Genomic DNA, 20,887 nt, shown 5'->3' with positions numbered 1-20,887 from the left:
GCCCGGGTGGGGGTGACCGTCAAGGTCGGATGATCGTGACACCACCGGCGCCGGCGCCGGGCTCCCCCAACCGGGCCAGACGCTGTGGTGCCTCGTCGAGGGTGATGTGGTCGCGCACCAGCAGCTCGGGCCGGAGCATGCCGCCAGAGACCTCGGCCATCATCTGCGGATAGCTGTGTGCGGCCATTCCGTGGCTGCCCAGGATGATCAGCTCGGAGCCGGTGACCAGGTCCATCGGCACCCGCGGCTGGTCGTCGTCGCCCGCGAGCAGCCCGACCTGCAGGTGCCTCCCGCGCCGACGCAGGCAGCGCAAGGAGCCCAGCATGGTGGTGGTGCTGCCGAGCGCGTCGATCGAGACGTCTGCACCACCTGAGGTGACCTCGACGATGGCCTGCACGACATCGGTCGTCGAGGCGTCGAGTGCCACCTCCGCACCGAACGACAAGGCCAGGTCGAGGGACGAGCGCGCGACGTCGACGGCAATGACCCGGGCGCCTCGTGCCGCCGCGACCATGACCGCAGACAGGCCTACTCCCCCGCAGCCGTGCACCGCCACCCAGTCGCCCTCACCGACCTCCCCGAGCTGGACCACGGCACGGTAGGCGGTCGCAAAGCGACAGCCGAGACTTGCGGCGACATCGAGCTCCATCTCGTCGGGGACATGCACCAGATTGACGTCGGCACGCTCGATCGAGACGAGCTCGGCGAACGATCCCCACCCCGTGAAGCCTGGCTGCAGCTGTCGCTCGCAGACCTGCTGGTCACCCCGCAGGCAGGTCGCGCACGTGCCGCAGGCGCACACGAACGGTGTCGTGACCCGGTCACCGACGTGCCACGACGACACCTCTGCTCCGGTGGCGACGATCGTTCCGGCGAACTCGTGACCCGGCACGTGCGGCAGACGTATGCCCGGATCGTGCCCCATCCAGCCGTGCCAGTCGCTGCGGCACAAGCCGGTGGCACCGACCTCGATGACGACTCCGTCGTCGGTGCACACGGGGTCGCGCACCTCGGCGACCTCGGGCATCTCGCCGAACCTCTCGTAGATCACCGCATGCATGGTGTCGTCCTCTCCCGATCGTGTGTGGGTCTGCCGCCACTCACCGGCTCAGCCTCTGCGTCAGCCGGTGCGCCTGGTCAAGCAGCAAGGCACCCAGCTCATCATGGCGCTCCGGACGGAATCGTGTCTCGACACCCGTCAGGCTGAGTGCCCACGCCGGCCTGCCATCAGCGTCGAAGACCGCTGCACCCATGCCCCAGCTGCCTTCGACGAGCAGCGCGGGATTGACCGCCCAGCCGGTCAGTCGTGTCGCCGCAATGCGTTCACGAAGACCGGCCTCCGCATGGGCCTCGCCCCAGCGCGGCCCGAGGTCGACCCGCGCGAGGTAGGAGTCGACCTCGCGGTCGTCGAGGTGCGCAAGCATCACGAGTCCAGCCGAGGCGACCCCGAGCGGGAACCTGATGCCCTCGTGCAGGACGTGCGAGCGCAGCGGGAAGCTTCCGTCCTCGCGCAGGAGGCAGACCGACTCATCTCCCCGCCTGGCAGACAGGAAGGTGCTCTCCCCGGTCTCGCGGGCAAGCGAGTGCACGATGTCGCGCGCCTGACCCGTGATGTCATAGCGCGCCGCCGCCGCGTTGCCCAGGAGGTAGAGCTCGGGGCCGAGCCACCAGCGCCCGCTGGTAGCCGAACGGTCGACCATGCCCTGCTCGGCGAGCGACATCAGCAGGCGGTGCGTCGTGGGCCGGGCCAGACCGGCGAGGGAAGCAAGCTGCGTCGTCGACCCGCCGCCCGGCTCGCACGCACCGACGGCGCGCAGCAGGGCGCCTACCCGTGTGACCACGTGCGGCCTGGTCTCCTGCATGGCCCGAGCGTACCGTCCACTGGGTGGACGAATGTGCCGGCTGCGTCCGTCGCACGAGCAGTCCCCCACCGAGGGATGACGAATGGTTGACCCCGGTCGCCGTCGCGGGTTGACTCAGAGCACCGAACGCGACGTGTCCGGTGGACGAACACCCGATGGAAGGACACCATGACCATCACTGCCAGCACCGCGGCCGAGGCCCTCGACGGACTTCTCACCGACGGGATGCTGATAGCGGTGGGCGGCTTCGGGCTGAGCGGCATCCCGACGGACCTCATCGAAGCGGTACGCGACTCCGGTGTCACCGAGCTCGTGGTCGTGTCGAACAACATGGGGGTCGACGGCAAGGGGCTTGGCCTGCTGCTGGAGAACAAGCAGGTCCGCAAGGTCATCTCCTCGTACGTCGGGGAGAACAAGCTCTTCGCCCAGCAGTACCTCGACGGCGTGCTCGAGGTCGAGTTCAACCCGCAGGGCACCCTGGCAGAACGCCTTCGTGCCGGCGGGGCGGGCATCCCGGCGTTCTACACCAAGACCGGGGTCGGCACGGCGGTCGCCGAAGGCAAGCCCACGGCGGAGTTCGACGGGATGGTCTACGTGCAGGAACGCGGCATCGTGGCCGACCTGTCGCTCGTGCATGCCCACACCGGCGATGCCCATGGCAACCTCGTCTACCGGCTCGCGGCGCGCAACTTCAACCCGGCGGTCGCCAGCTCGGGCAAGGTCACCGTCGCCGAGGTCGAGCACCTCGTCGACTCCATCGATCCCGAACGAGTCATGACACCGGGCGTCTACGTCGACCGGGTCGTCCCGTGGGTCGAACGGATCAAGGACATCGAACAGCGAACAGTGCGGCCGCGACCAGATTCCGCCCCGAAGCAAGGAGCCTCCGCATGACCTGGACACGGCAGGAGATGTCCGCCATCGCGGCGCACGAGCTTCGCGACGGCGACTACGTCAACCTCGGCATCGGTATCCCGACCCTCGTGGCGAACTACCTCCCCGAGGGCATCAACGTGACCCTGCAGTCGGGGGACGGCATCCTCGGCATGGGCCAGTTCCCGATCGAGGGCGAGGAGGACGCCGATCTGATCAACGCCGGCAAGCAGACAGTCACGGTCAATGCCGGCGCGAGCTTCTTCGACTCCGTCGAGTCGTTCGGGATGATCCGCGGCGGCAAGATCGACATCGCGATCCTTGGCGCGTTGCAGGTGGCGGCCAACGGTGATCTCGCCAACTGGGCCGTTCCCGGCGCTCTTGTCAAGGGCATGGGCGGGGCGATGGACCTCGTCGCCGGCACCAAGCGCATCGTGGTGCTCACCGATCACGTCGCGAAGGACGGGACCCCCAAGATCGTGGCCGAGTGCACGCTGCCCCTCACGGGCCTGCACGTCGTCGACCGCATCATCACCGACCGGGCCGTGCTCGACGTGGGCGACGACGGGCTGGTGCTGCGCCAGCTGGCTCCAGAGGAGACGCTCGACGACATCCGCCGGGCAACCGGCGCCCCGTTCACCGATGGACGCCAGGCGCTCTGACCGTAGCCTCGAACCACACCGCCTCAGGAAGTGCTGCGGTAGGCGGGTGCACGACCGACTCCGTCGGTGGCCCCCTTGCGCAACATGGGGAGGTCGCGCGGTGGCACCAGCTCGGACAGCACGATGACGCTCGTCGACCGGACGACGGTCGGTGAGGCACTGATCTGCAGGAGACTCGCCTGCAGGTCCTCGTGCGACGTCGCCGCGATCTTGCACACGACGTCAGCCGTCCCGCTCGTGACGTAGGCCTCAAGGATGTTGGGCAGCAGGTCGAGCTCGGCTGACACGGCGTCGAGCGAGCCCTGGGCGATCTCGAGCGTCACGAAGGCGAGCACCGGATGGCCTGCCCTGACCAGGTCGATGTCGGGCCCGTACCCGGTGATGACCCCGGCCCGCTCCATCTTGGTGAGCCTGGACTGCACCGTCGCGCGTGCCACGCTGGTGATGCGCGATAGCTCGAGGTCGCCGACGCGGGGGTGGGTACGCAGCGCCTCGACGATCGCGACATCGAGCTGGTCCATGACGACTCCCGGTAGGCAGATTGACTGGCTCAGGCCGACTTTACTCGGCTGAACCAGTACCAAAGACCATCTGCACGTAGGCCACTTGCCCAGTCACCATGCCTGCGATGTGCTGGCACCATGACCATTGACCTGACTGACGCCGAACGCCTCGCCGAGCTGGACCTCGACCAGCTCAAGCAGCTGGTCGGACTCGTGGAGTACGACACGACCACTGACCCCTTCCCCGTCACGGGCTGGGACGCTGTCGTCTGGGACGTCGGCAACGCCACCCAGTCGGCGCACTTCTACCAGTCGGCGTTCGGCATGGATCTCGTCGCCTACTCCGGGCCGGAGACCGGCAACCGCGAACACCATGCGTACGTCCTGGAGAGCGGCGCGGTGCGCTTCGTGCTCAGGGGCGGCGTCGACCCCGACAGCCCTGTGTCCGACCACCACCGCGCGCACGGCGACGGCATTTCCGACATCGCGCTGGAGGTGCCCGACGTCGACATGTGCATCGACCACGCCCGGGCCCAGGGAGCCACCATCCTGCAGGAAGCGCATGACGTCACCGACGAGCACGGCACCGTGCGCATGGCGGCCATCGCGGCCTACGGCGACACGCGGCACTCGCTCATCGACCGCAGCGCGTACCACGGCCCCTACCTGCCCGGATACGTCGCGCGAACGTCCTCGCTGGTGCGTGCTGCCGATGCACCCACGCGCATCTTCCAGGCTCTCGACCACGTCGTGGGCAATGTCGAGATCGGCCAGATGGACACGTGGGTCGACTTCTACAACCGGATCATGGGCTTCACCAACATGGCCGAGTTCGTCGGCGACGACATCGCCACGGAGTACAGCGCCCTGATGAGCAAGGTGGTGGCCAGCGGCAACCACCGGGTCAAGTTCCCGCTCAACGAGCCCGCCGTCGGCAAGCGCAAGTCGCAGATCGATGAGTACCTCGAGTTCTACCGCGGCCCCGGCGCGCAGCATCTCGCCCTCGCCACCCACGACATCCTCGACACCGTCGACCGCCTGCGTGCTGCGGGCATCGAGTTCCTCGGCACCCCTGACACCTACTACACCGACCCCGCACTGCGTGAGCGCATCGGCGAGGTGCGGGTACCGATCGAGGAGCTGCAGTCGCGCGGCATCCTGGTCGACCGCGACGAGGACGGCTACCTCCTGCAAATCTTCACCAAGCCGATCGGCGACCGGCCGACCGTGTTCTTCGAGCTCATCGAAAGGCATGGTTCGCTGGGCTTCGGCAAGGGCAACTTCCAGGCACTGTTCGAGGCGATCGAGCGCGAGCAGGCACTCCGTGGAAACTTCTAGGGCAGGGAGCTCCTGACGATGGCCCACTACCGCAGCGCAGGCAACATCCCGCCCAAGCGTCACACCCAGCACCGCTCGCCCGACGGCACGCTCTACCGCGAGGAGCTGATGGGCGAGGAGGGATTCTCCTCGGACTCCTCCTTGCTGTACCACGTGGGTGTGCCCTCGGCGATCATGTCGGCGCGCTCGTGGCAGCTGCCCGACCTGGCGACGACTCCCAACGAGCCGTTGCTGGCGCGGCACCTCAAGCTGCACGACCTGTTCGACGGTGGTGCGGGCCATGACGTCGTGACGAGCCGGCGACTCGTCCTTTCCAACGCCGACGTCCGCATCTCCTACGTCGTGGCCGAAGAGCCGTCGCCGTTGTACCGCAACGCGACCGGCGACGAGTGCGTGTTCATCGAGGCCGGGACCGGAACGCTGGAGACGGTGTTCGGGCACCTCGCCTTCGGCCCCGGCGACTACCTCATCGTGCCGCGCGCGACGACCCACCGGTGGGTGCCCTCAGGCGACGTGCGGGCCTACTGCATCGAGGCCAACGGTCACATCAGCCCACCGAAGCGCTACCTCTCCACGTACGGACAACTGCTCGAGCACTCCCCCTACTGCGAGCGCGACCTGCGCGGGCCCGGCGAGCCGGAGGTGCGTGACGAGCCGGGCGTGGAGGTGCTGATCAAGCACCGCGGGTCAGGCCCGGGCGGCCTCAGCGGCACAGTCCACGTCGTCCCGCAGCACCCGTTCGACGTCGTCGGCTGGGACGGCTGTCTCTACCCGTACGCCTTCAACGTCGCCGACTTCGAGCCCATCACGGGCCGCGTGCACCAGCCGCCGCCGGTGCACCAGGTGTTCGAGGGCAGCAACTTCGTGATCTGCAACTTCGTGCCACGCAAGGTCGACTACCACCCACTCGCCGTGCCGGTGCCCTACTACCACTCGAACGTCGACTCCGACGAGGTCATGTTCTACGTCGCCGGCGATTACGAGGCGCGCAAGGGCTCGGGCATCGGCCAGGGGTCAGTCTCGCTGCACCCGGGAGGCCACTCCCACGGTCCGCAGCCCTCGGCGATCGAGGCGAGCATCGGCGCCGAATCGTTCGACGAGCTCGCCGTCATGGTCGACACCTTCCGCCCGCTCGAGCTCGGCGAGGGCGGCACGGCGTCCGACGACGGGGCATACGCCCTGTCCTGGATCCGATGACGGCGGCGGCTGGATGACAGACTTCGGGCGTTCGACACTTCCCTACTGCTCCTTCCGCTCCACGGACTTCGAGGGCTCGCGCGTCGGCATCGGCATCGGCACCGACGTGCTCGACCTCACGACAGCATCGTCGGTGCTCGTCCCAGAACTCGCCGGGCTGTTCGCGTCCGGGACGCTCGACGACCTCCTCGCCGCTGGACCCCACGTGTGGCGGGTCGTGCGCGCTGCGTTGCTCGGTGCGGCTTCGCATCCCACCGAACAGCTCGAGGGCTGGCTCGTCAAGGCCGACCACGTGACCCTCGACCTTCCCTTCCACGTGGGGGACTTCGTCGACTTCTACGCGTCCGAGCAGCACGCGATCAACCTCGGCCGCATCCTGCGTCCCGGCACCGAGCCCCTGACAGCGAGCTGGAAGCACCTGCCCGTCGGCTATCACGGGCGATCAGGCACGGTCGTGGTCTCCGGCACCGACATCATCCGCCCTTCCGGTCAGCAGAGGTCGACCGACGGCGACGTGACGGTCGGTCCGACGCTCCGCCTCGACCTCGAGGCGGAGCTCGGCTTCGTCGTCGGCGCCCGATCCGAGCTCGGCATTCCCATCGGGGTCGACCGCTTCGCGAGCCACGTCTTCGGAGTGTGCGTCGTCAACGACTGGTCGGCGCGCGATCTGCAGGCGTGGGAGTACGTGCCGCTCGGGCCGTTCCTCGGCAAGTCGTTCGCCACGTCGATCTCGGGGTGGATCGTGCCGCTGGCAGCCCTCGAGGACGCCCGGGTGCCTCCCCCACATCGGGATGTCCCGGTGCAGGACTACCTCGACGACGCCGCCGAGCCGTGGGGCCTCGACATCGGCTTCGAGGTGTGGCTCAACGGCACTCTGATCTCCACCCCACCGTTCGCCGGCATGTACTGGACGGGTGCCCAGATGTTGGCGCACATGACAGTCAACGGCGCCTCGGTGCGTCCCGGCGACCTCTTCGCCTCCGGCACGGTCAGCGGCGCAGGAGCCCCCGAACGCGGTTCGCTCATCGAGCTGGGTTGGGACGGGCGTGACCCGATCGAGCTGGCTGACGGGACAAGCCGCTCGTACCTGGCCGACGGCGATTCCGTGACCATCTCGGCGTACGCGAACCTCCGGGGCGCCGAAGGTGAGCGGTCGTGGCTCGGCGAGGTCGAGGGCACTGTGGTCGCTCGCACTAGAGTCCGGACAACAGAGTTGAGCGAGCCTCATCCGACAGTTCCCGAAGGACGGACCTCATGACAGAGCACACCACCTCGACCGTCACCAGCGACGACGGCACCGCACTCGCGACCTACACGTGGGCCGCACCGGAGCCGCGCGGCGTCATCCAGATCGCGCACGGTCTGGGCGAGCACGCACTGCGCTACGCGGCGACCGCGGCCGACCTCAACGCCGACGGCTGGACAGTCGTCGCTCACGACCACCGCGGACACGGGGCCACCGCGACACCCGAGACGTACGGGCAGATCGGTGCTGACGGCTGGGGCCGTCTTGTCGCCGACATCGGGCTGGTCGGCACGTGGGCCCGAACCCAGGCCGACGGTCCGCTGGTCCTCCTCGGTCACAGCATGGGATCGTTCGCGGTCCAGCAGTACCTGCTCGACCACAGCGACGACGTCGACGGCGTGATCCTGACCGGGACCGGCGCCATCGACATGCTCGAGCCAGCTCTCGACCTCGACGCCGAGATCGACCTGACGATGTTCAACGCCGCCTTCCAACCGCAGCGCACCGACTTCGACTGGCTCTCGCGCGACGAGGCGCAAGTCGACGCGTACGTGGCTGACGACCGCTGCGGTTTCGGACTCGACAAAGAAGCCGGCAAGGCCATGTTCGCCGGGTCTCACGGCGTTGCCGATCCTGCACGCATGTCGGCCATCCGCGACGACCTCCCGATGCACATCTGCGTCGGCGAGGCCGATCCGGTCAACGGTGAGCTCGCCCTCGTCCACCCGCTCGTGCAGCGGTACCACGCCGCCGGCCTGACCGACGTCACGCTCGTCACGTACCCCGAGGCTCGTCACGAGATCCTCAACGAGACCAACCGCGACGACGTGATCGCCGAGATCGTCACCTGGCTGGACGAGCACTTCGGCCGGCTCTGACGTCTGATCGCCGCCACGTCGAGGTCGATGACTGACCGCGCCGTCCGGTGCGAATAGTGAGGCGCTGAGCGGGCAGTCCCTTGCGATCGTTGCGATTCCGCTTCAGCGCCCCGCCGAGGTGGGTGCACAACGCCAGCACCCTGCAGGTCGGGCTCGGCAAGTGCCCGAGTCCTATGGTTGTGCCATGGCCGACCTCATTGAGATCGCGAACCATCTCTACGGCTTGCCGCTCGGTGAGTTCGTGGCCGCCCGGAACACACACGCCTCCCATCTGCGGACAGACGGTGAGAAGGAGCTTTCGACACGTGTGCGCGGCCTGCGCAAACCAAGCGTCGGCGCCTGGACGATCAATCAGCTAGCCAGGACCCAGACGTCGTTGATCGACGAGGTCGACGCGCTGGGCGAACAGCTGCGCAGCGCGCAGGAGACATCCGACGGCGCGGCGCTGCGCGCGCTCGCCGCCGAACGCCGCGCGCTCGTCTCGCGATGCGTCAAGGCGGCAGGTGCCGCGGGCACGGACGGCGGCCGATCGGTCTCGACATCGACACTGTCCGAAGTCGAGGACACCGTCCGTGCGGCACTCGCCGACAGCTCCGCGGCGGACGCGCTTCGGAGCGGTTTGCTGGTGAGCGGCCTCTCCCCCACCGGATTCGAACCCGTCGACGTGACCGACGCCCTTGCCATCGCCGTCGCCGATTCGCCGCACAGGCGCCCGACAAGGAAGCGCACATCGGTCGGACGGCCTCCAGCCCCGACGCCGGACAAGGCTGCCGCCGCGGCACGCGAAGCGGAGGATGCAGCACGGAAGGAGATCGAGGAGGCATCGCGGCAGGCATCGGAGGCGGCGGACGCTGCCGCCGTCGCCCACGATTCACTGGCCGATGCGGAAGCTGAGAGCCGGCTACTCGAGTCCACCCTCGCGGATCTCCGCTCCCAGATCGAGGACACCGTGCACGACCTGCGCTCCGCGGGCACGCGCATCACGGCGCTCCGCAAGGAAGTCGACACGGCTGATCGCGACCTCCGCAGGGCGAAGGCAGCCAAGGAACGGGCCGAGAGGCGGACGCCCTGGCTGCGGAACGGGGACGGGCAGTGAGCCGCCGGTCTCAGCGTCGTCAGGCTGACGGGGTCTGGTGGATCGCGAACACCCGCGCCGGAAACCCCGATCCGCCCAGCGGCCGCGGCCACGAGGCCACGACGAGCGCGCCGGCTTCGGGCACGCGGTCGAGATTGGTCAACAGCTCGATCTGCCAACGGTCGTGCTGCAGGAGGTAGAGCTCAAGGCTGTAGTCACCCACCGACGTCGCGCTGCCAGGATCGGTGTCGGTCTGCTCGTGCCCGACCGCCGCGACACCGACCTTTCTGACAAGGTGCTCCAGGACGTCGCGCGACCAGCCGGGGGCATGGCTGACGCCTGATTCGTCCCGGTTCTCCATCGCCGGACCGTCGGGCCACTTCGCGCCCCAGTCGGTGCGCAGGGCGACGAAGCAGCCAGCCGGCATGGCGCCGTGTCGCTGCTCCCAGGCGGCGATGTCGTCCATCGTCGGCACGCTGTCGGGGTCGTCGCTGACTCGGGCCGAGATGTCGATGACCACGAGCGGCAGGATCATCTGCTCGACCGGGATGTCATCGAGCGTGCGGGCACCTTCGACGAAGTGCGACGGCGGGTCGACGTGAGTGCCCCACTGACCGACGATCGTGTAGCGGTGGACGTTGAACCCGTCGCCCCTTGCCATGTCGAAGACCTTGCCCCGCTCCTCGTCGGGGAACGCCGGGAAATGTGGCTGGCCCGGGTGGAACGCATGAGTCAGATCGGTGAAGGAGTTCTGCTCGAGCAGGCGGCGCTGCAGGTCCCACAGGGGCTTGTCGCCCCCACGTGATGTCGGTGTCGTCACGATGTGCTCCTTCGTCATCTGCGGGTCAGGTGCACACAGGTTCCCACGACCCGGGCAGGTGGGCGGCTCCGAACCGTTCTCCCGAGGGCGACAGCAAAAAAGTTCACGGAGGCGCGATAGGCCTGCAGCAGATCGGGTAACCCCATCAGACACACCGACCAGGAGGACAGATGACGACACCATACGAGCGGGACACCGATCCCTTGCGGACCACCGCGCAGACGACCACCGGCTCCACGAGCCCCATCGGCGACGAGCTCCTCGGCCAGCAAAACCCCAGCTACCCGGCCCCGGTGTTCGCGTCGGAGACTGACACGACGTCCAGCAGGCCGGACGTCAAGGACCGCGCGAGCGACGTGGCCAGCTCTGCTGCCGACCACGGCAGCGACGTGGTCGACACCGCGAAGGACGAGGCTCAGCAGGTCGTGGGCGAGGCCAGGGACAAGGCGGCCGACCTCCTCGCCGAGGCCCGGACCCACGTCGAGGACCAGTCGCGCACGCAGCTACAGGGCCTCTCGGCGAAGCTGCAGGAGCTCGGCGACGAGCTCGACAGCATGGTCGACGGCAGCGATCAGCAGGGAACGGTCACCGATCTGGCGCGCCAGCTGTCCACACGGGTGAACGCGCTCAGCTCCCACCTGGCCGACCGCAACCCGCAGGACGTTCTCGAGGACGCGCGCTCGTTCGCGCGTCAGCGTCCGGGCACCTTCATCGCCGGCGCGCTCGTTGCCGGCGTGGTGGCCGGACGTCTCACCCGCGGCGCGAAGAAGGCGCAGGCGACCGCCGCCGATGACACGGCCTCGATCTCGGGGAGCTCCACGAACGGAATGCCGGCCACGACGGGCTTCTCCGTCGCCCAGAACTCTGTGACCCCGAACCGCGTCGATCAGAACGTGGCGGCCCAGAACTCCGCACCTCAGAACATCGGAGGCATGGCGTGACCGACCAGGCGTCCGCGAGCCACAGCGAGGACACCCGTTCTCTCGGAGACATCGTGGGCGACATCGCACAGGACCTCAGCACCATGGTCCGCTCCGAGCTCGAGCTGGCGAAGACCGAGGCCAAGCAGGAGATCACCAAGGCGGGCAAGGGTGCCGGCATGTTCGGCGGCGCTGCCATCAGCGGCTATTTCGCTCTGCTGTTCCTTTCCCTGTTCGTCATGTACCTGCTGGACAACGTGATGGACGTGACCTGGGCCGCCCTGATCGTGTTCGTCGTCTGGGCGGCAGCCGCCGCCGTGCTCGCGCTCGCGGGCCGCAAGAAGTTCGAGAACGTCAACCCGAAGCTTGAAACCACGCAGAAGACCTTGAAGGAGGATGTCCAATGGGCAAAGAACCAGAAGTGATCGAGCACGACATCGTCAACACCCGCGAAGACCTCTCACGCAACCTCGACGCACTCGCTGACCGGGTCAGCCCGAGTCGGGTCGTGGGCCGCACCGTGGACAACGCGAAGGGCAGGGCTTCGTCGGTCAAGGACCAGGTCATGGGCTCAGCAAGCAGCGCTACCGGTACCGCTGCGGGCGGCGCTTCCGACGCCGCGTCCACCGTGGCGTCCAAGGCGGAGGGCAACCCTCTGGCCGCCGGGCTGATCGCGTTCGGCGCAGGCCTGCTGATCTCCTCGCTGGTTCCGGCCAGCGACAAGGAGGCCAAGCTCGCGGGCCAGGCCGTCGACGCTGCGAAGGAGCACGGTCAGCCTCTCGTCGACCACGCGAAGTCGGTCGGTCAGGAGGTCGGCCAGGATCTGAAGGAGTCGGCCACCGAAGCCGCGGACGACCTCAAGTCGTCGGTGCAGGACTCGGCGAAGCACGTGGCATCCGAAGGTCAGTCTGCGGCTGACTCGGTGAAACAGGACGCACAACAGGCCTGACGGCCGACCGGTGTCGGTCGTCCGCTGCGTCCCGCAGCGGGCGACCGACACCCTCGTGCTTTCAGCGCCCGCACCACTTGTACGACATCCCGACGGGGAGAACATGACCACTACCAACGGCCGGAGGGCCACCCATGTCTGAGCAGTCCACCCAGGAGCAGATCGACCGGCAGCACGCACCGGACGTCGACGATCCCCGCAAGCCGGACTCGCCGACGGACCTACACAAACGGTCGTGGTCCTTCATCATGAAGAAGACGCTGCGCGAGTTCTCCAAGGACCAGTGCACCGACCTTGCCGCCGCACTGGTCTATTACTCTGTGCTGGCGCTGTTCCCGGCGCTCATCGCGCTCGTGTCGCTGCTGGGTGTGTTCGGGCAGGGCCAGAGCACGATCGACTCACTGCTCACGATCGTCGGTCAGGTCGGTCCGTCATCGGCCGTCGGCACACTTCGTCCAATCATCGAGAAGTTGGCGTCGGCGCAGGGCGCCGGTATCGCGCTCGTCGTCGGCCTCCTCGGGGCGTTGTGGTCGGCTTCGGGCTACGTGGGTGCGTTCAGCCGTGCGATGAACCGCATCTACGAGATCGGCGAGGGCCGACCGGTCTGGAAGCTGCGACCGGTGATGCTGCTGGTGACATTCATCTCCGTCGTGCTGATCGCGGTCGCAGCCTTGGCACTGGTCATCACCGGTCCGGTGGCCAAGGCCGTCGGCGACCAGATCGGCGTCGGGTCGACCGCCGTTCTCGTGTGGGACATCGCCAAGTGGCCCGTCATCCTGGCCATCATGGTCTTCATCGTGGCTCTGCTCTACTACGCCACTCCGAACGTGAAGCAGCCGAAGTTCACCTGGTTGAGTGTCGGTGCGATCTTCGCCATCGTGGTGTGGATCTTGGCCTCGGCGGCATTCGGTTTCTACGTAGCGACATTCTCGAGCTACAACAAGACGTACGGGTCCCTCGCCGGCGTGATCGTGTTCCTGCTCTGGCTCTGGATCACGAACTTGGCGCTTCTCCTCGGTGCCGAGCTCGACGCAGAGCTCGAACGGGGCCGTCAGCTGCAGGCCGGCATCGAAGCAGAGGAGACCATCCAGCTGCCGCCGCGAGACACCCGCAACATCAAGAAGGCCGAGAAGAAGCAGCAGTCCGACATCGACGACGCGCGCGCCATCCGACAGGACGCCGATCGCCGTGGCTCCACGCCAGGACATTGACTTGCTCGACGGGCGCCACCACCGTGACGCAGGCCCCCCGGCCGGGCCGGTGCGGCTAGGCGATGCTCCGGGAAAGTTGCGGGCTCGACGAGTCGGATCCCGTCGAGCCGAGCACCATGTCGCGCGCCGTCGCGAAGTTGTCGCCGAGGTAGGTGCCGGGCACCCCGACGCGCTGATCAGGGAAGGCAAAGGCATTGCCGGCGTAGAACAGCGGGCACCCGGTGCGGGCGACGGTTCTCAACGCGTCGACGGCCGGCCGGCGCTGGGTGTGGAGCTGTGAGACCACCACCACGGCACTCGCGGCGGTCGCGGTCGCTGCAGTCACGAGGGTCAGCGCGGACGTGCGTCCGCCCAGCACCCGCGTGCCGCGCCCCTGCTCGGCGAGCAGCGCCGCAAGCGCCTCGAGGCCGAGCGTGTGCATGTCGAGCGGGCCGCAGGCCAACAGGATCGGAGGGTCGATGGTGTCGAGCGGTGAGAGCGTCGTGAGGCGGGCCAGCCATCCGCGCGCCGTCTCGGTGGTGATGTGCTCCTGTCCCACGTCGCACCGACCGCTGTCCCACCAGGCACCCACCTGCCGCATGGTCGGCATCAACACCTGGTCGAGCGTGTCGGCCAGGCCGAGATCATCCAGCGACTGGTCGAGCACGGCTCGCATGGCCGCCGGGTCCGACCGCTCGGAGGCAGCGAGCAGACGACTGATCCACGACAATGAGGGGTTGCTCTGGTCGAGCAGGATCCTGACTGCCAGGGCGGCCTCGGCGGCACGCTTGCCCCGTCCGATCTCGTCGCGCATGAGGCGGATCTGCTTGAGCTCGTCCGGGACATATCGGCGATGTCCGCCCGCGCTCCGCGACACAGCCGGAACTCCGTAACGGCGCTCCCACGACCTCAGGGTGGGTGCCGGCACACCCATCAGGTCGCTCACCTGCTTGATCGGCAGACCGTCGCTGACGAGCGGCAAATCCTGTGCGACTGCGTTCACTGTGGTCACCCTCTGGAAGCTGTCGGCCCGCGCCCGGAACACCACTGTCCCATGAGTCCGGGGGAAGTGCATAAGTTTTGAACTAGTATTGCCCAACTTTTCCCCACAGCATGGTGATGACAGACAGTCGACAGGAGCAGCCCTGATGAAAACGAGACATGTGGACGACAGCCGAACTTTTCTCTCAGGCCTGGCCAGGCGGCCGGCACAAGCCGCCCCACGCCACGCTCGACGCTCCACCGACGCGACCGAAGACCCGTCGGGAGCTGTCTTCGACGAGCACGGCAACGAGCTCTACCTGCTGGCCTGCGTCCTCACCGAGGACCCAGACCTCGCCGAGGAGCTGGTGATCCAGGCGATCATGGCGCACCGCGGCGGCCCGAGCACCCTGCGGGAGTTCTCCGCCGCCGTCCACGAGGCGTGGTGGGCATGGGGCCCGGAGTCGAGGACGGTCGATCGTCAACTCCTCGACGACAGCTCCGCGAGCGAAACCATCCTCCACGAGCTGCACGGGTTGCCCGACGATCAGCGCTCAGCACTCGCGCTCTGCCGCTTCGGCGACCACACCTATCGGCAGGCAGCCGAGCGGTTGGGTCGCCCGGCCAAAGAAGTAGCCCTCCTGCTGTGCGAGGCGCTTCGCACGCTGGCGTGCCCGGGCGAGCGCCTGCTCGAGCCCTCCCCCGCTGCCTGAACCTGTCTGATCCGCCCCGGTGTCTGATCCGCCCCTGTGTCTGATCCGCCCTGTGTGAGGCGCGGCATCGTCGTGCCCGTCGCCCTGCGACGGGCTACAGGTCGTCCAGTCGTCCCCCTGACTCCCTCATCGCCGGCAGCTCCGACTGGCACAACGCGCACGTCTCCAGATGCGCCTCGAATCGGATGCGCTCGATCGGCCCCAGCGCGTTCACCACGAACGGGCCCAGCAAGGCGTGCTTGTCTGCGGTCATGGCTGGCGACCTGCCCGGCCTTGCGTGCGCGCGTCAGCGAAACTCATGTGACTCCCTCGTGGCCTTCCGGCGTTCCCTATGAGTCGTTCGAAACAGAACCCGAGTCAGGATGGGTCTGGGGACCGAGGAAATGTGGCGCAGTCTTCAGGCGGCAGCAGTGCGCACGATGCGCAGGAGCACTCCCTGCCCCGGATGCACCCGCACCGCGACGACCGACATCCCGAGCGCGTGGTGCGACGCGAGCCACTCCCGGATCGACTCAGCCTGGACGGTGGCACCGAGCTGGAGAATGAGCGAGGCTCCGTCCGCCAGGTGCTGGCCAGCCACCTCGACGCACGACCGCGCGATGTCGAGACCGTCCAGACCCCCGTCGATGGCGAGGAGCGGGTCCTCCGGATAGACCCCGACCCGGTCGTGCGGCACCCACGGCGGGTCGGCGATCACAGCCGCGAACCGCTCGTCAGGGCGCAGGGCGCCCTCGACGAGCCCGACCCGCACGTCGACCTGTGCGGCCAGACCCGCCGCCACCGCATTCTTGCGGGCGTACGCGCACGCGTCCGGGTTGGCATCGACGGCCACCAGATGGCGTCCGTTGCCCAGCACACTGAGCAGCCCGATGTGGCCCGCGCCCGTGCACAGCTCGAGCACCGGTCCGGGCGGACCGTCGGCCAGGACCTCGACGGCCCACGCGGACTGCTCGGCCGTCCACGCCCGCGGCCGCAGGATCGTGTCATCGAACTCGATGGCGAGCCCGCCGAAGTCGATCGTCTCCGTGCCGCCGATCGCCGTGACGTCCTGACTCATGTGCTGCCTCTCGAGAGCGAAGGTGCGACCCCACAGTCGATACCCCACCAGTCGATACCCCGGGATCTCGTGGTCGAAACGTGACGTGCATCTTCGCGTCAGCGGTTTCGCCATCGTCGCCCGTGGGTACCCTCACCGTGCTGTCGCGCCGACGGCCGCGTCCTCACCGCCAGGAGTGTCAATCATGAGCATCTCTTCGCCCCCCACCTCGCCTTCTCCACCCCGGGCGAACGCTGCCGATCGGCCTCTCGAATCGCTGGCCGAGCGGGGATTCCGTGACTGTCGCGGCACGTGGCAGTCTCTCGCTGCCCCTGCGTCCTCACACCCGCTGGCGTCGGCACGTCCGGAGACCCAGGCGTGCTGACGCCGAAGGCGAGGGGCGCTCTCAGCGAGCAGCTCTTCGAGGTCATGCGCACCGGCGCCACCTCGTGGCACTCGTTGATCGATGCCGAGCCCGAGTCGCGCGATGATGCGCACATCGCACTGTGGGCCCTGTACGAGCTGCACTACCGCGGGTTCGACGACGTCGACGACTCGCTCGAGTGGAACCCCGGCGCCGTAGCGGTGCGGGGCGGTCTCGAGCGTCAGTTCGAGGCCGAGCTCCGAGCGCGCAGGACGCCAGTCGATGTCCCGCGGTCCTTCGCCGACCACTTCTTCTCCTACGTCGCCGGACATGACGGTGCGTCACTCGCGTCCTTCATCCACCGGGAGGCCGATCTCGACCAGGTGCTGGAGGTGCTGCGCCACCGCTCGATCTACCATCTCAAGGAGTCGGACCCCGTGGCCTGGGTCGTCCCCCGCCTGCCGGCTCTCACCCAGGCAGCGCTGATGGAGCTCCAGTACGACGAGTACGGGCGCGGCAACCCCAACCAGCTGCACGCCCATCTGTTTGCCAAAGGCATGGAGGCGTCGGGCCTACGATCCGGACACGGCGCCTACATCAACGATGTCCCGGTCGAGATCCTCGAACAGAACAACGCGATGTCCCTGTTCGGCCTGCATCGGCGGGTCCGCGGTGCTGCGCTGGGACATCTCGCTGCGTTCGAGGTCACCAGCTCGCTGCCCTCGCGGCAGGTGTCCCGAGGACTGACGAGGGTGGGTCTGCCGACCGAGATCTCGGCCTACTACGACGAGCACGTGGAGGCGGACGCTGTGCACGAGCAGCTGGCCGTCCGGACGATCTGTGGATCCCTCCTCGAGCAGGAGCCTGGTCTGGTCGACGACGTCTACTTCGGTGCGTTCACCTGCCTGGACCTCGAGGACCGGTACGCGCGGCGCGTGCTGGGTGAGTGGGCGGCGGCATGAGCGCCGACTTCGATCACCCTGACGTCATCCTGTGCCCCGGTGGCCCGATGCTGATCCGCGGTGACCACACGATCCAGGACTCCGACGGTCGGTCCCACGCCACGACCCGCCCTGTCAGCGCCGTCTGCCGGTGCGGCAAGTCGGCCAATCAGCCGTGGTGCGACGGAACCCACAAGGTGCTCCCCGAACGGCTCAAACCGCGCTGAGCCGACCGCCGCTGACTGCATAGGTTCGCCGGTTCCGTCCGTCGCGACCGCTCGGCATGATGATGGTGTCGGCACCTCGGGAGCAGGCGCCCATCACTTGACGCGAGGCGGAGCTCATGAGCGCATGTCCCCTCCCCCTCCAGCCTGACCCAGACATCCTGAAGTCGCTGCGCGACGAGATCGCCGGGCTGCGCATCGCCATGGCGAACAGAGCCTGCATCGAACAGGCGAAGGGCATCCTCATGGCTCGGCACCAGGTCGACGAGTCGACGGCATTCGCGATACTCCGGCGGTGGTCGATGGCCTCGAACGTGAAGGTCAACGGCCTGGCAACGGCGTTGATCAGGCTCAGCGTCCGCGGCACGCTGATGACCTCGACGTGTGACGCCCTCGACGTGGTGAGCCGGGAGCTGCGACACATGTCCTCTCCAAGATTCCGCGCCTAGGGCACCTTTCGACGACGAGACCGAGGACATGGTGCTCTGCCCGCCAGCTCCTGGGGAGACATCGTCGCGAGGTTCTGACGAAGACGTGAACACACCATGACGATCGCCCAAGCCACCGTGCGAACGTCACAGGGGATGTCTACGGTGGAATGCATCGCTGACACGAGGAGCCACTCATGACCGCACCGCTCTTGGACGCCGACACGTTGATCGACCGTTTCGACACCATCAGGTCACACACCGAGACCCTCGCAGCTCCCCTTTCCCCCGAGGACCAGACCGTCCAGTCGATGCCCGACGTCTCACCCACCAAGTGGCATCGCGCCCACGTGACGTGGTTCTTCGAGACCTTCCTGCTGGCCGAGGCTGAGAGTGGCTTCCGGCCGTTCCAGGACCAGTACTGGTTCCTCTTCAACAGCTACTACGAGGCCGTCGGCCCGCGCTACGCCCGCGCGGAGCGCGGCTACATCACCCGACCTGGAGCACACGACGTGGGCCTCTACCGGCAGAACGTCGACGACCGCATGCGTGATCTCGTCACCGCTGTCGACGGCAAAAGCCTGGAGAAGCTCGCCGCCACCATCGAGCTCGGGTTCCACCACGAGCAGCAGCACCAGGAGCTGCTCCTGATGGACATCAAGCACGTCCTCTCGGTCAACCCGCTGCAGCCTGTCTATGCGGGGCGGGCGGCACCACGGTCTGAGCCCGACACACTCGGCTGGCTCGATGTCGATGGCGGGTTGGTCGAGGTCGGCCACACGGGATCCGCGTTCAGCTTCGACAACGAGATGCCCCGGCACCGTACGTGGCTCGAGCACTACCGCATCGCCGACCGCCTCATCACCAACGGTGAGTGGCTGAACTTCATGGCCGATGGCGGCTATGCCCGGCCAGAGCTGTGGCTCTCCGACGGATGGGCGCGCGTCAAGGCCGACGGGTGGAGGGCGCCGCTCTACTGGATCGAGCTCGACGGCGTCTGGCACGAGCACACCCTGCACGGCACCGCACCGGTCGACGCCGGGCTACCCGCCACGCACCTCAGCAACTACGAGGCCGATGCCTACGCCTCATGGGCCGGCAAACGACTTCCCACCGAGGCCGAGTGGGAGCATGCGGTGGTCGCCGACGGCCAGGCAGATGCTGCCGAGGCCGCGGCGCACCTCGCCAGCCCCGACACCTTCCACGCCCGCGCCGCCGAGCCAGCCACCGGACACCTGCGACAGGTCTACGGCGACTGCTGGGAATGGACCTCGTCGGTGTACCTGCCCTACCCCGGTTTCCATCCCCCGGCCGGCGCCATCGGCGAGTACAACGGCAAGTTCATGTCCAACCAGATGGTGCTCCGCGGAGGATGCGCGCTCACCCCGCCCGGTCATGCACGTCTGACCTACCGCAACTTCTTTCCACCCGGGGCTCGATGGGCCATGTCGGGCCTCCGCCTGGCCGACGGTAAGGTTCCGGCATGACTGCGGTGCGCGAGCCTGTGGTGTCGGTCATCCTTGACCCCAGCTGGGCGACCGGCCACCTCATCGAGGACGTCCGTCGCGGTCTGGCCAGCCACCCTCGCACCCTGCCCCCCAAGTGGCTCTACGACGATCGAGGGTCAGACCTGTTCGACCAGATCACCCGGTTGCCCGAGTACTACCCCACCGAGGCCGAGCGTGCGCTGCTTGCCGCCCATGCCGACGAGATCGTCCGCCTGTCCGGCGCCGACACCGTCGTCGAGCTGGGCAGCGGCACCAGCGACAAGACCCGCACGCTGCTCGACGCCTTCAGTGCCGGCGGCAGGCTCAGGCGCTTCGTGCCGGTCGACGTCTCCGAAGCGACCCTGCGCGCGGCCGCCCACGAGCTGGCGGCACGCTACCCCGGCCTCCTCGTCGAGGCCGTCGTCGGCGGATTCACGTTGCACCTGGGTCATCTGCCGGCGGGGGGCCGCAAGGTCGTGGCCTTCCTCGGCGGAACCATCGGCAATCTCTACACCGAGGAGCGCGGTGCATTCCTCGGCGCCCTCGCCGACTCCCTCGACGTCGGCGACTGGCTATTGCTCGGCACCGACCTGGTCAAGGACAGCGACCGGCTGATCGCCGCCTACAACGACTCCCAGGGCGTGACCGCCGAGTTCGTGACCAACAGCCTTCACGTCGTCAACCGCGAGCTCGGAGCCGACTTCGACGTCGACTCGTTCAGCTACGTCCCGTTCTGGGATCCCCACATGGAGCGCATGGACCTGCGGGTCCGCGCCGAGATGCCCCAGCACGTCACGATTCCGGGCGCCGGCGTCACGTTCGACCTCGCCAGCGGCGAGGAGATTCGGGTCGAGATCTCGACCAAGTTCCGGCCCGACGGCCTGCGCGACGAGCTGGCCGCCGCCGGTTTCGTCGTCCATCACCTGTGGCGCGACGACGACTTCGCCCTCACCCTTGCGCGCCTGGAGGCGTCGGGAGCCTGAGCGGTGATGGAGCCTCGGCACGTCGAACAGCCGTGCACGTGTCAACGTGGCGCCGAGGTGTCATCATCAACGCATGCCCGTCGCCTCGGCCATCGCGATCGGGATGTGGTGGAGGCTGTTGTTGTGGATCACGTCGAAGCGTGACCGGCCGCGCCGCGCCAGGTCGAGCATCAGGCTCAGGTAGGCGTGGTGCTCCTGCATCCACTCATCGGCGGTC

At 67.9% G+C, this 20,887-nt stretch carries 24 protein-coding genes; 17 read left to right on the top strand and 7 right to left on the bottom strand.

The window, feature by feature from the left end; genetic code table 11:
* Positions 1–19 precede the first annotated feature (19 nt).
* A complete protein-coding gene (locus H7290_RS00345) occupies positions 20–1,060 on the bottom strand; it encodes a zinc-dependent alcohol dehydrogenase family protein (RefSeq protein ID WP_290512026.1) in 1,041 nt (346 codons plus the stop codon).
* Between the two features lie 40 nt (positions 1,061–1,100).
* Positions 1,101–1,862, bottom strand: a complete 762-nt coding sequence (locus tag H7290_RS00340; RefSeq protein ID WP_290512025.1) for an IclR family transcriptional regulator — start codon at positions 1,860–1,862, stop codon at positions 1,101–1,103.
* A gap of 168 nt (positions 1,863–2,030) precedes the next feature.
* Here H7290_RS00340 and H7290_RS00335 point away from each other — a divergent pair, with 168 nt between their 5' ends.
* Both H7290_RS00335 and H7290_RS00330 read left to right on the top strand, forming a co-directional pair.
* Positions 2,031–2,756 (top strand): CoA transferase subunit A, encoded by a 726-nt coding sequence (locus tag H7290_RS00335; RefSeq protein ID WP_290512024.1) that lies wholly within the window; start codon positions 2,031–2,033, stop codon positions 2,754–2,756.
* Entirely contained in the window at positions 2,753–3,397 is a 645-nt protein-coding gene (locus H7290_RS00330; protein ID WP_290512023.1) for a 3-oxoacid CoA-transferase subunit B, read from the top strand. The genes H7290_RS00335 and H7290_RS00330 overlap by 4 nt, the downstream gene beginning before the upstream one ends.
* A gap of 23 nt (positions 3,398–3,420) precedes the next feature.
* On the opposite strand, the gene H7290_RS00325 is transcribed toward H7290_RS00330, so the two are convergent.
* A complete protein-coding gene (locus tag H7290_RS00325; protein ID WP_290512022.1) occupies positions 3,421–3,918 on the bottom strand; it encodes an Lrp/AsnC family transcriptional regulator in 498 nt (165 codons plus the stop codon).
* A 120-nt stretch (positions 3,919–4,038) separates the two neighbouring features.
* Between H7290_RS00325 and hppD the strand changes: the two genes are divergently transcribed.
* From hppD to H7290_RS00300, 5 genes are all read left to right on the top strand, one after another.
* A complete protein-coding gene (gene hppD, locus H7290_RS00320) occupies positions 4,039–5,238 on the top strand; it encodes a 4-hydroxyphenylpyruvate dioxygenase (RefSeq protein WP_290512021.1) in 1,200 nt (399 codons plus the stop codon).
* A gap of 18 nt (positions 5,239–5,256) precedes the next feature.
* A complete protein-coding gene (locus tag H7290_RS00315; RefSeq protein ID WP_290512020.1) occupies positions 5,257–6,435 on the top strand; it encodes a homogentisate 1,2-dioxygenase domain-containing protein in 1,179 nt (392 codons plus the stop codon).
* 13 nt (positions 6,436–6,448) lie between these two features.
* Positions 6,449–7,693, top strand: coding sequence for a fumarylacetoacetate hydrolase family protein (locus H7290_RS00310; RefSeq protein WP_290512019.1), 1,245 nt, complete (start codon positions 6,449–6,451; stop codon positions 7,691–7,693).
* Entirely contained in the window at positions 7,690–8,559 is an 870-nt protein-coding gene (locus tag H7290_RS00305) for an alpha/beta hydrolase (RefSeq protein WP_290512018.1), read from the top strand. Before H7290_RS00310 ends, H7290_RS00305 begins: the two co-directional genes overlap by 4 nt.
* 184 nt (positions 8,560–8,743) lie before the next feature.
* Positions 8,744–9,655 (top strand): hypothetical protein, encoded by a 912-nt coding sequence (locus H7290_RS00300; RefSeq protein WP_290512017.1) that lies wholly within the window; start codon positions 8,744–8,746, stop codon positions 9,653–9,655.
* Positions 9,656–9,674: 19 nt separating this feature from the next.
* Here the strand turns inward: H7290_RS00300 and H7290_RS00295 are convergent, their stop codons facing one another.
* A complete protein-coding gene (locus H7290_RS00295; RefSeq protein WP_290512016.1) occupies positions 9,675–10,454 on the bottom strand; it encodes a cyclase family protein in 780 nt (259 codons plus the stop codon).
* 170 nt (positions 10,455–10,624) lie between these two features.
* Here H7290_RS00295 and H7290_RS00290 point away from each other — a divergent pair, with 170 nt between their 5' ends.
* The 4 genes from H7290_RS00290 (at position 10,625) to H7290_RS00275 (ending at position 13,534) form a co-directional block, all read left to right on the top strand.
* Complete coding sequence (locus tag H7290_RS00290) at positions 10,625–11,395, top strand: hypothetical protein (RefSeq protein ID WP_290512015.1); 771 nt, start codon at positions 10,625–10,627, stop codon at positions 11,393–11,395.
* Positions 11,392–11,799, top strand: a complete 408-nt coding sequence (locus H7290_RS00285) for a phage holin family protein (RefSeq protein WP_290512014.1) — start codon at positions 11,392–11,394, stop codon at positions 11,797–11,799. Before H7290_RS00290 ends, H7290_RS00285 begins: the two co-directional genes overlap by 4 nt.
* Positions 11,778–12,323: a DUF3618 domain-containing protein gene (locus tag H7290_RS00280; protein WP_290512013.1), complete on the top strand. Its 546-nt coding sequence runs from the start codon at positions 11,778–11,780 to the stop codon at positions 12,321–12,323. Before H7290_RS00285 ends, H7290_RS00280 begins: the two co-directional genes overlap by 22 nt.
* 134 nt (positions 12,324–12,457) lie before the next feature.
* Complete coding sequence (locus H7290_RS00275; RefSeq protein ID WP_290512012.1) at positions 12,458–13,534, top strand: YihY/virulence factor BrkB family protein; 1,077 nt, start codon at positions 12,458–12,460, stop codon at positions 13,532–13,534.
* Between the two features lie 55 nt (positions 13,535–13,589).
* Here H7290_RS00275 and H7290_RS00270 read toward each other — a convergent pair whose 3' ends face one another.
* Positions 13,590–14,516 (bottom strand): B12-binding domain-containing protein, encoded by a 927-nt coding sequence (locus H7290_RS00270; protein WP_290512011.1) that lies wholly within the window; start codon positions 14,514–14,516, stop codon positions 13,590–13,592.
* Between the two features lie 145 nt (positions 14,517–14,661).
* Here H7290_RS00270 and H7290_RS00265 point away from each other — a divergent pair, with 145 nt between their 5' ends.
* On the top strand, positions 14,662–15,207 hold the full coding sequence (locus tag H7290_RS00265; protein WP_290512010.1) for a sigma factor-like helix-turn-helix DNA-binding protein: 546 nt from the start codon (positions 14,662–14,664) through the stop codon (positions 15,205–15,207).
* 94 nt (positions 15,208–15,301) lie between these two features.
* Here the strand turns inward: H7290_RS00265 and H7290_RS00260 are convergent, their stop codons facing one another.
* Positions 15,302–15,460, bottom strand: coding sequence for a zf-HC2 domain-containing protein (locus H7290_RS00260; RefSeq protein WP_290512009.1), 159 nt, complete (start codon positions 15,458–15,460; stop codon positions 15,302–15,304).
* 144 nt (positions 15,461–15,604) lie between these two features.
* A complete protein-coding gene (locus H7290_RS00255; protein WP_290512008.1) occupies positions 15,605–16,264 on the bottom strand; it encodes a class I SAM-dependent methyltransferase in 660 nt (219 codons plus the stop codon).
* Positions 16,265–16,555: 291 nt separating this feature from the next.
* Here H7290_RS00255 and H7290_RS00250 point away from each other — a divergent pair, with 291 nt between their 5' ends.
* The 5 genes from H7290_RS00250 (at position 16,556) to egtD (ending at position 20,670) form a co-directional block, all read left to right on the top strand.
* Complete coding sequence (locus tag H7290_RS00250) at positions 16,556–17,569, top strand: iron-containing redox enzyme family protein (RefSeq protein ID WP_290512007.1); 1,014 nt, start codon at positions 16,556–16,558, stop codon at positions 17,567–17,569.
* Positions 17,566–17,775: a CDGSH iron-sulfur domain-containing protein gene (locus tag H7290_RS00245; protein WP_290512006.1), complete on the top strand. Its 210-nt coding sequence runs from the start codon at positions 17,566–17,568 to the stop codon at positions 17,773–17,775. The genes H7290_RS00250 and H7290_RS00245 overlap by 4 nt, the downstream gene beginning before the upstream one ends.
* Before the next feature lie 116 nt (positions 17,776–17,891).
* On the top strand, positions 17,892–18,221 hold the full coding sequence (locus H7290_RS00240) for an ANTAR domain-containing protein (RefSeq protein WP_290512005.1): 330 nt from the start codon (positions 17,892–17,894) through the stop codon (positions 18,219–18,221).
* Positions 18,222–18,397: 176 nt separating this feature from the next.
* Positions 18,398–19,687 carry an ergothioneine biosynthesis protein EgtB gene (egtB, locus tag H7290_RS00235; protein WP_290512004.1) on the top strand — a complete coding sequence of 430 codons (1,290 nt, stop codon included), beginning with the start codon at positions 18,398–18,400 and terminating at the stop codon, positions 19,685–19,687.
* Positions 19,684–20,670 (top strand): L-histidine N(alpha)-methyltransferase, encoded by a 987-nt coding sequence (gene egtD / locus H7290_RS00230; protein ID WP_290512003.1) that lies wholly within the window; start codon positions 19,684–19,686, stop codon positions 20,668–20,670. Before egtB ends, egtD begins: the two co-directional genes overlap by 4 nt.
* Positions 20,671–20,887: the final 217 nt, after the last annotated feature.

This window comes from Aeromicrobium sp., from assembly GCF_014378035.1.
Lineage (GTDB): Bacteria > Actinomycetota > Actinomycetes > Propionibacteriales > Nocardioidaceae > Aeromicrobium.
The sequence above is the reverse complement of the archived record's forward strand: the minus strand, read 5'-3'. Positions and strand labels throughout refer to the sequence as shown.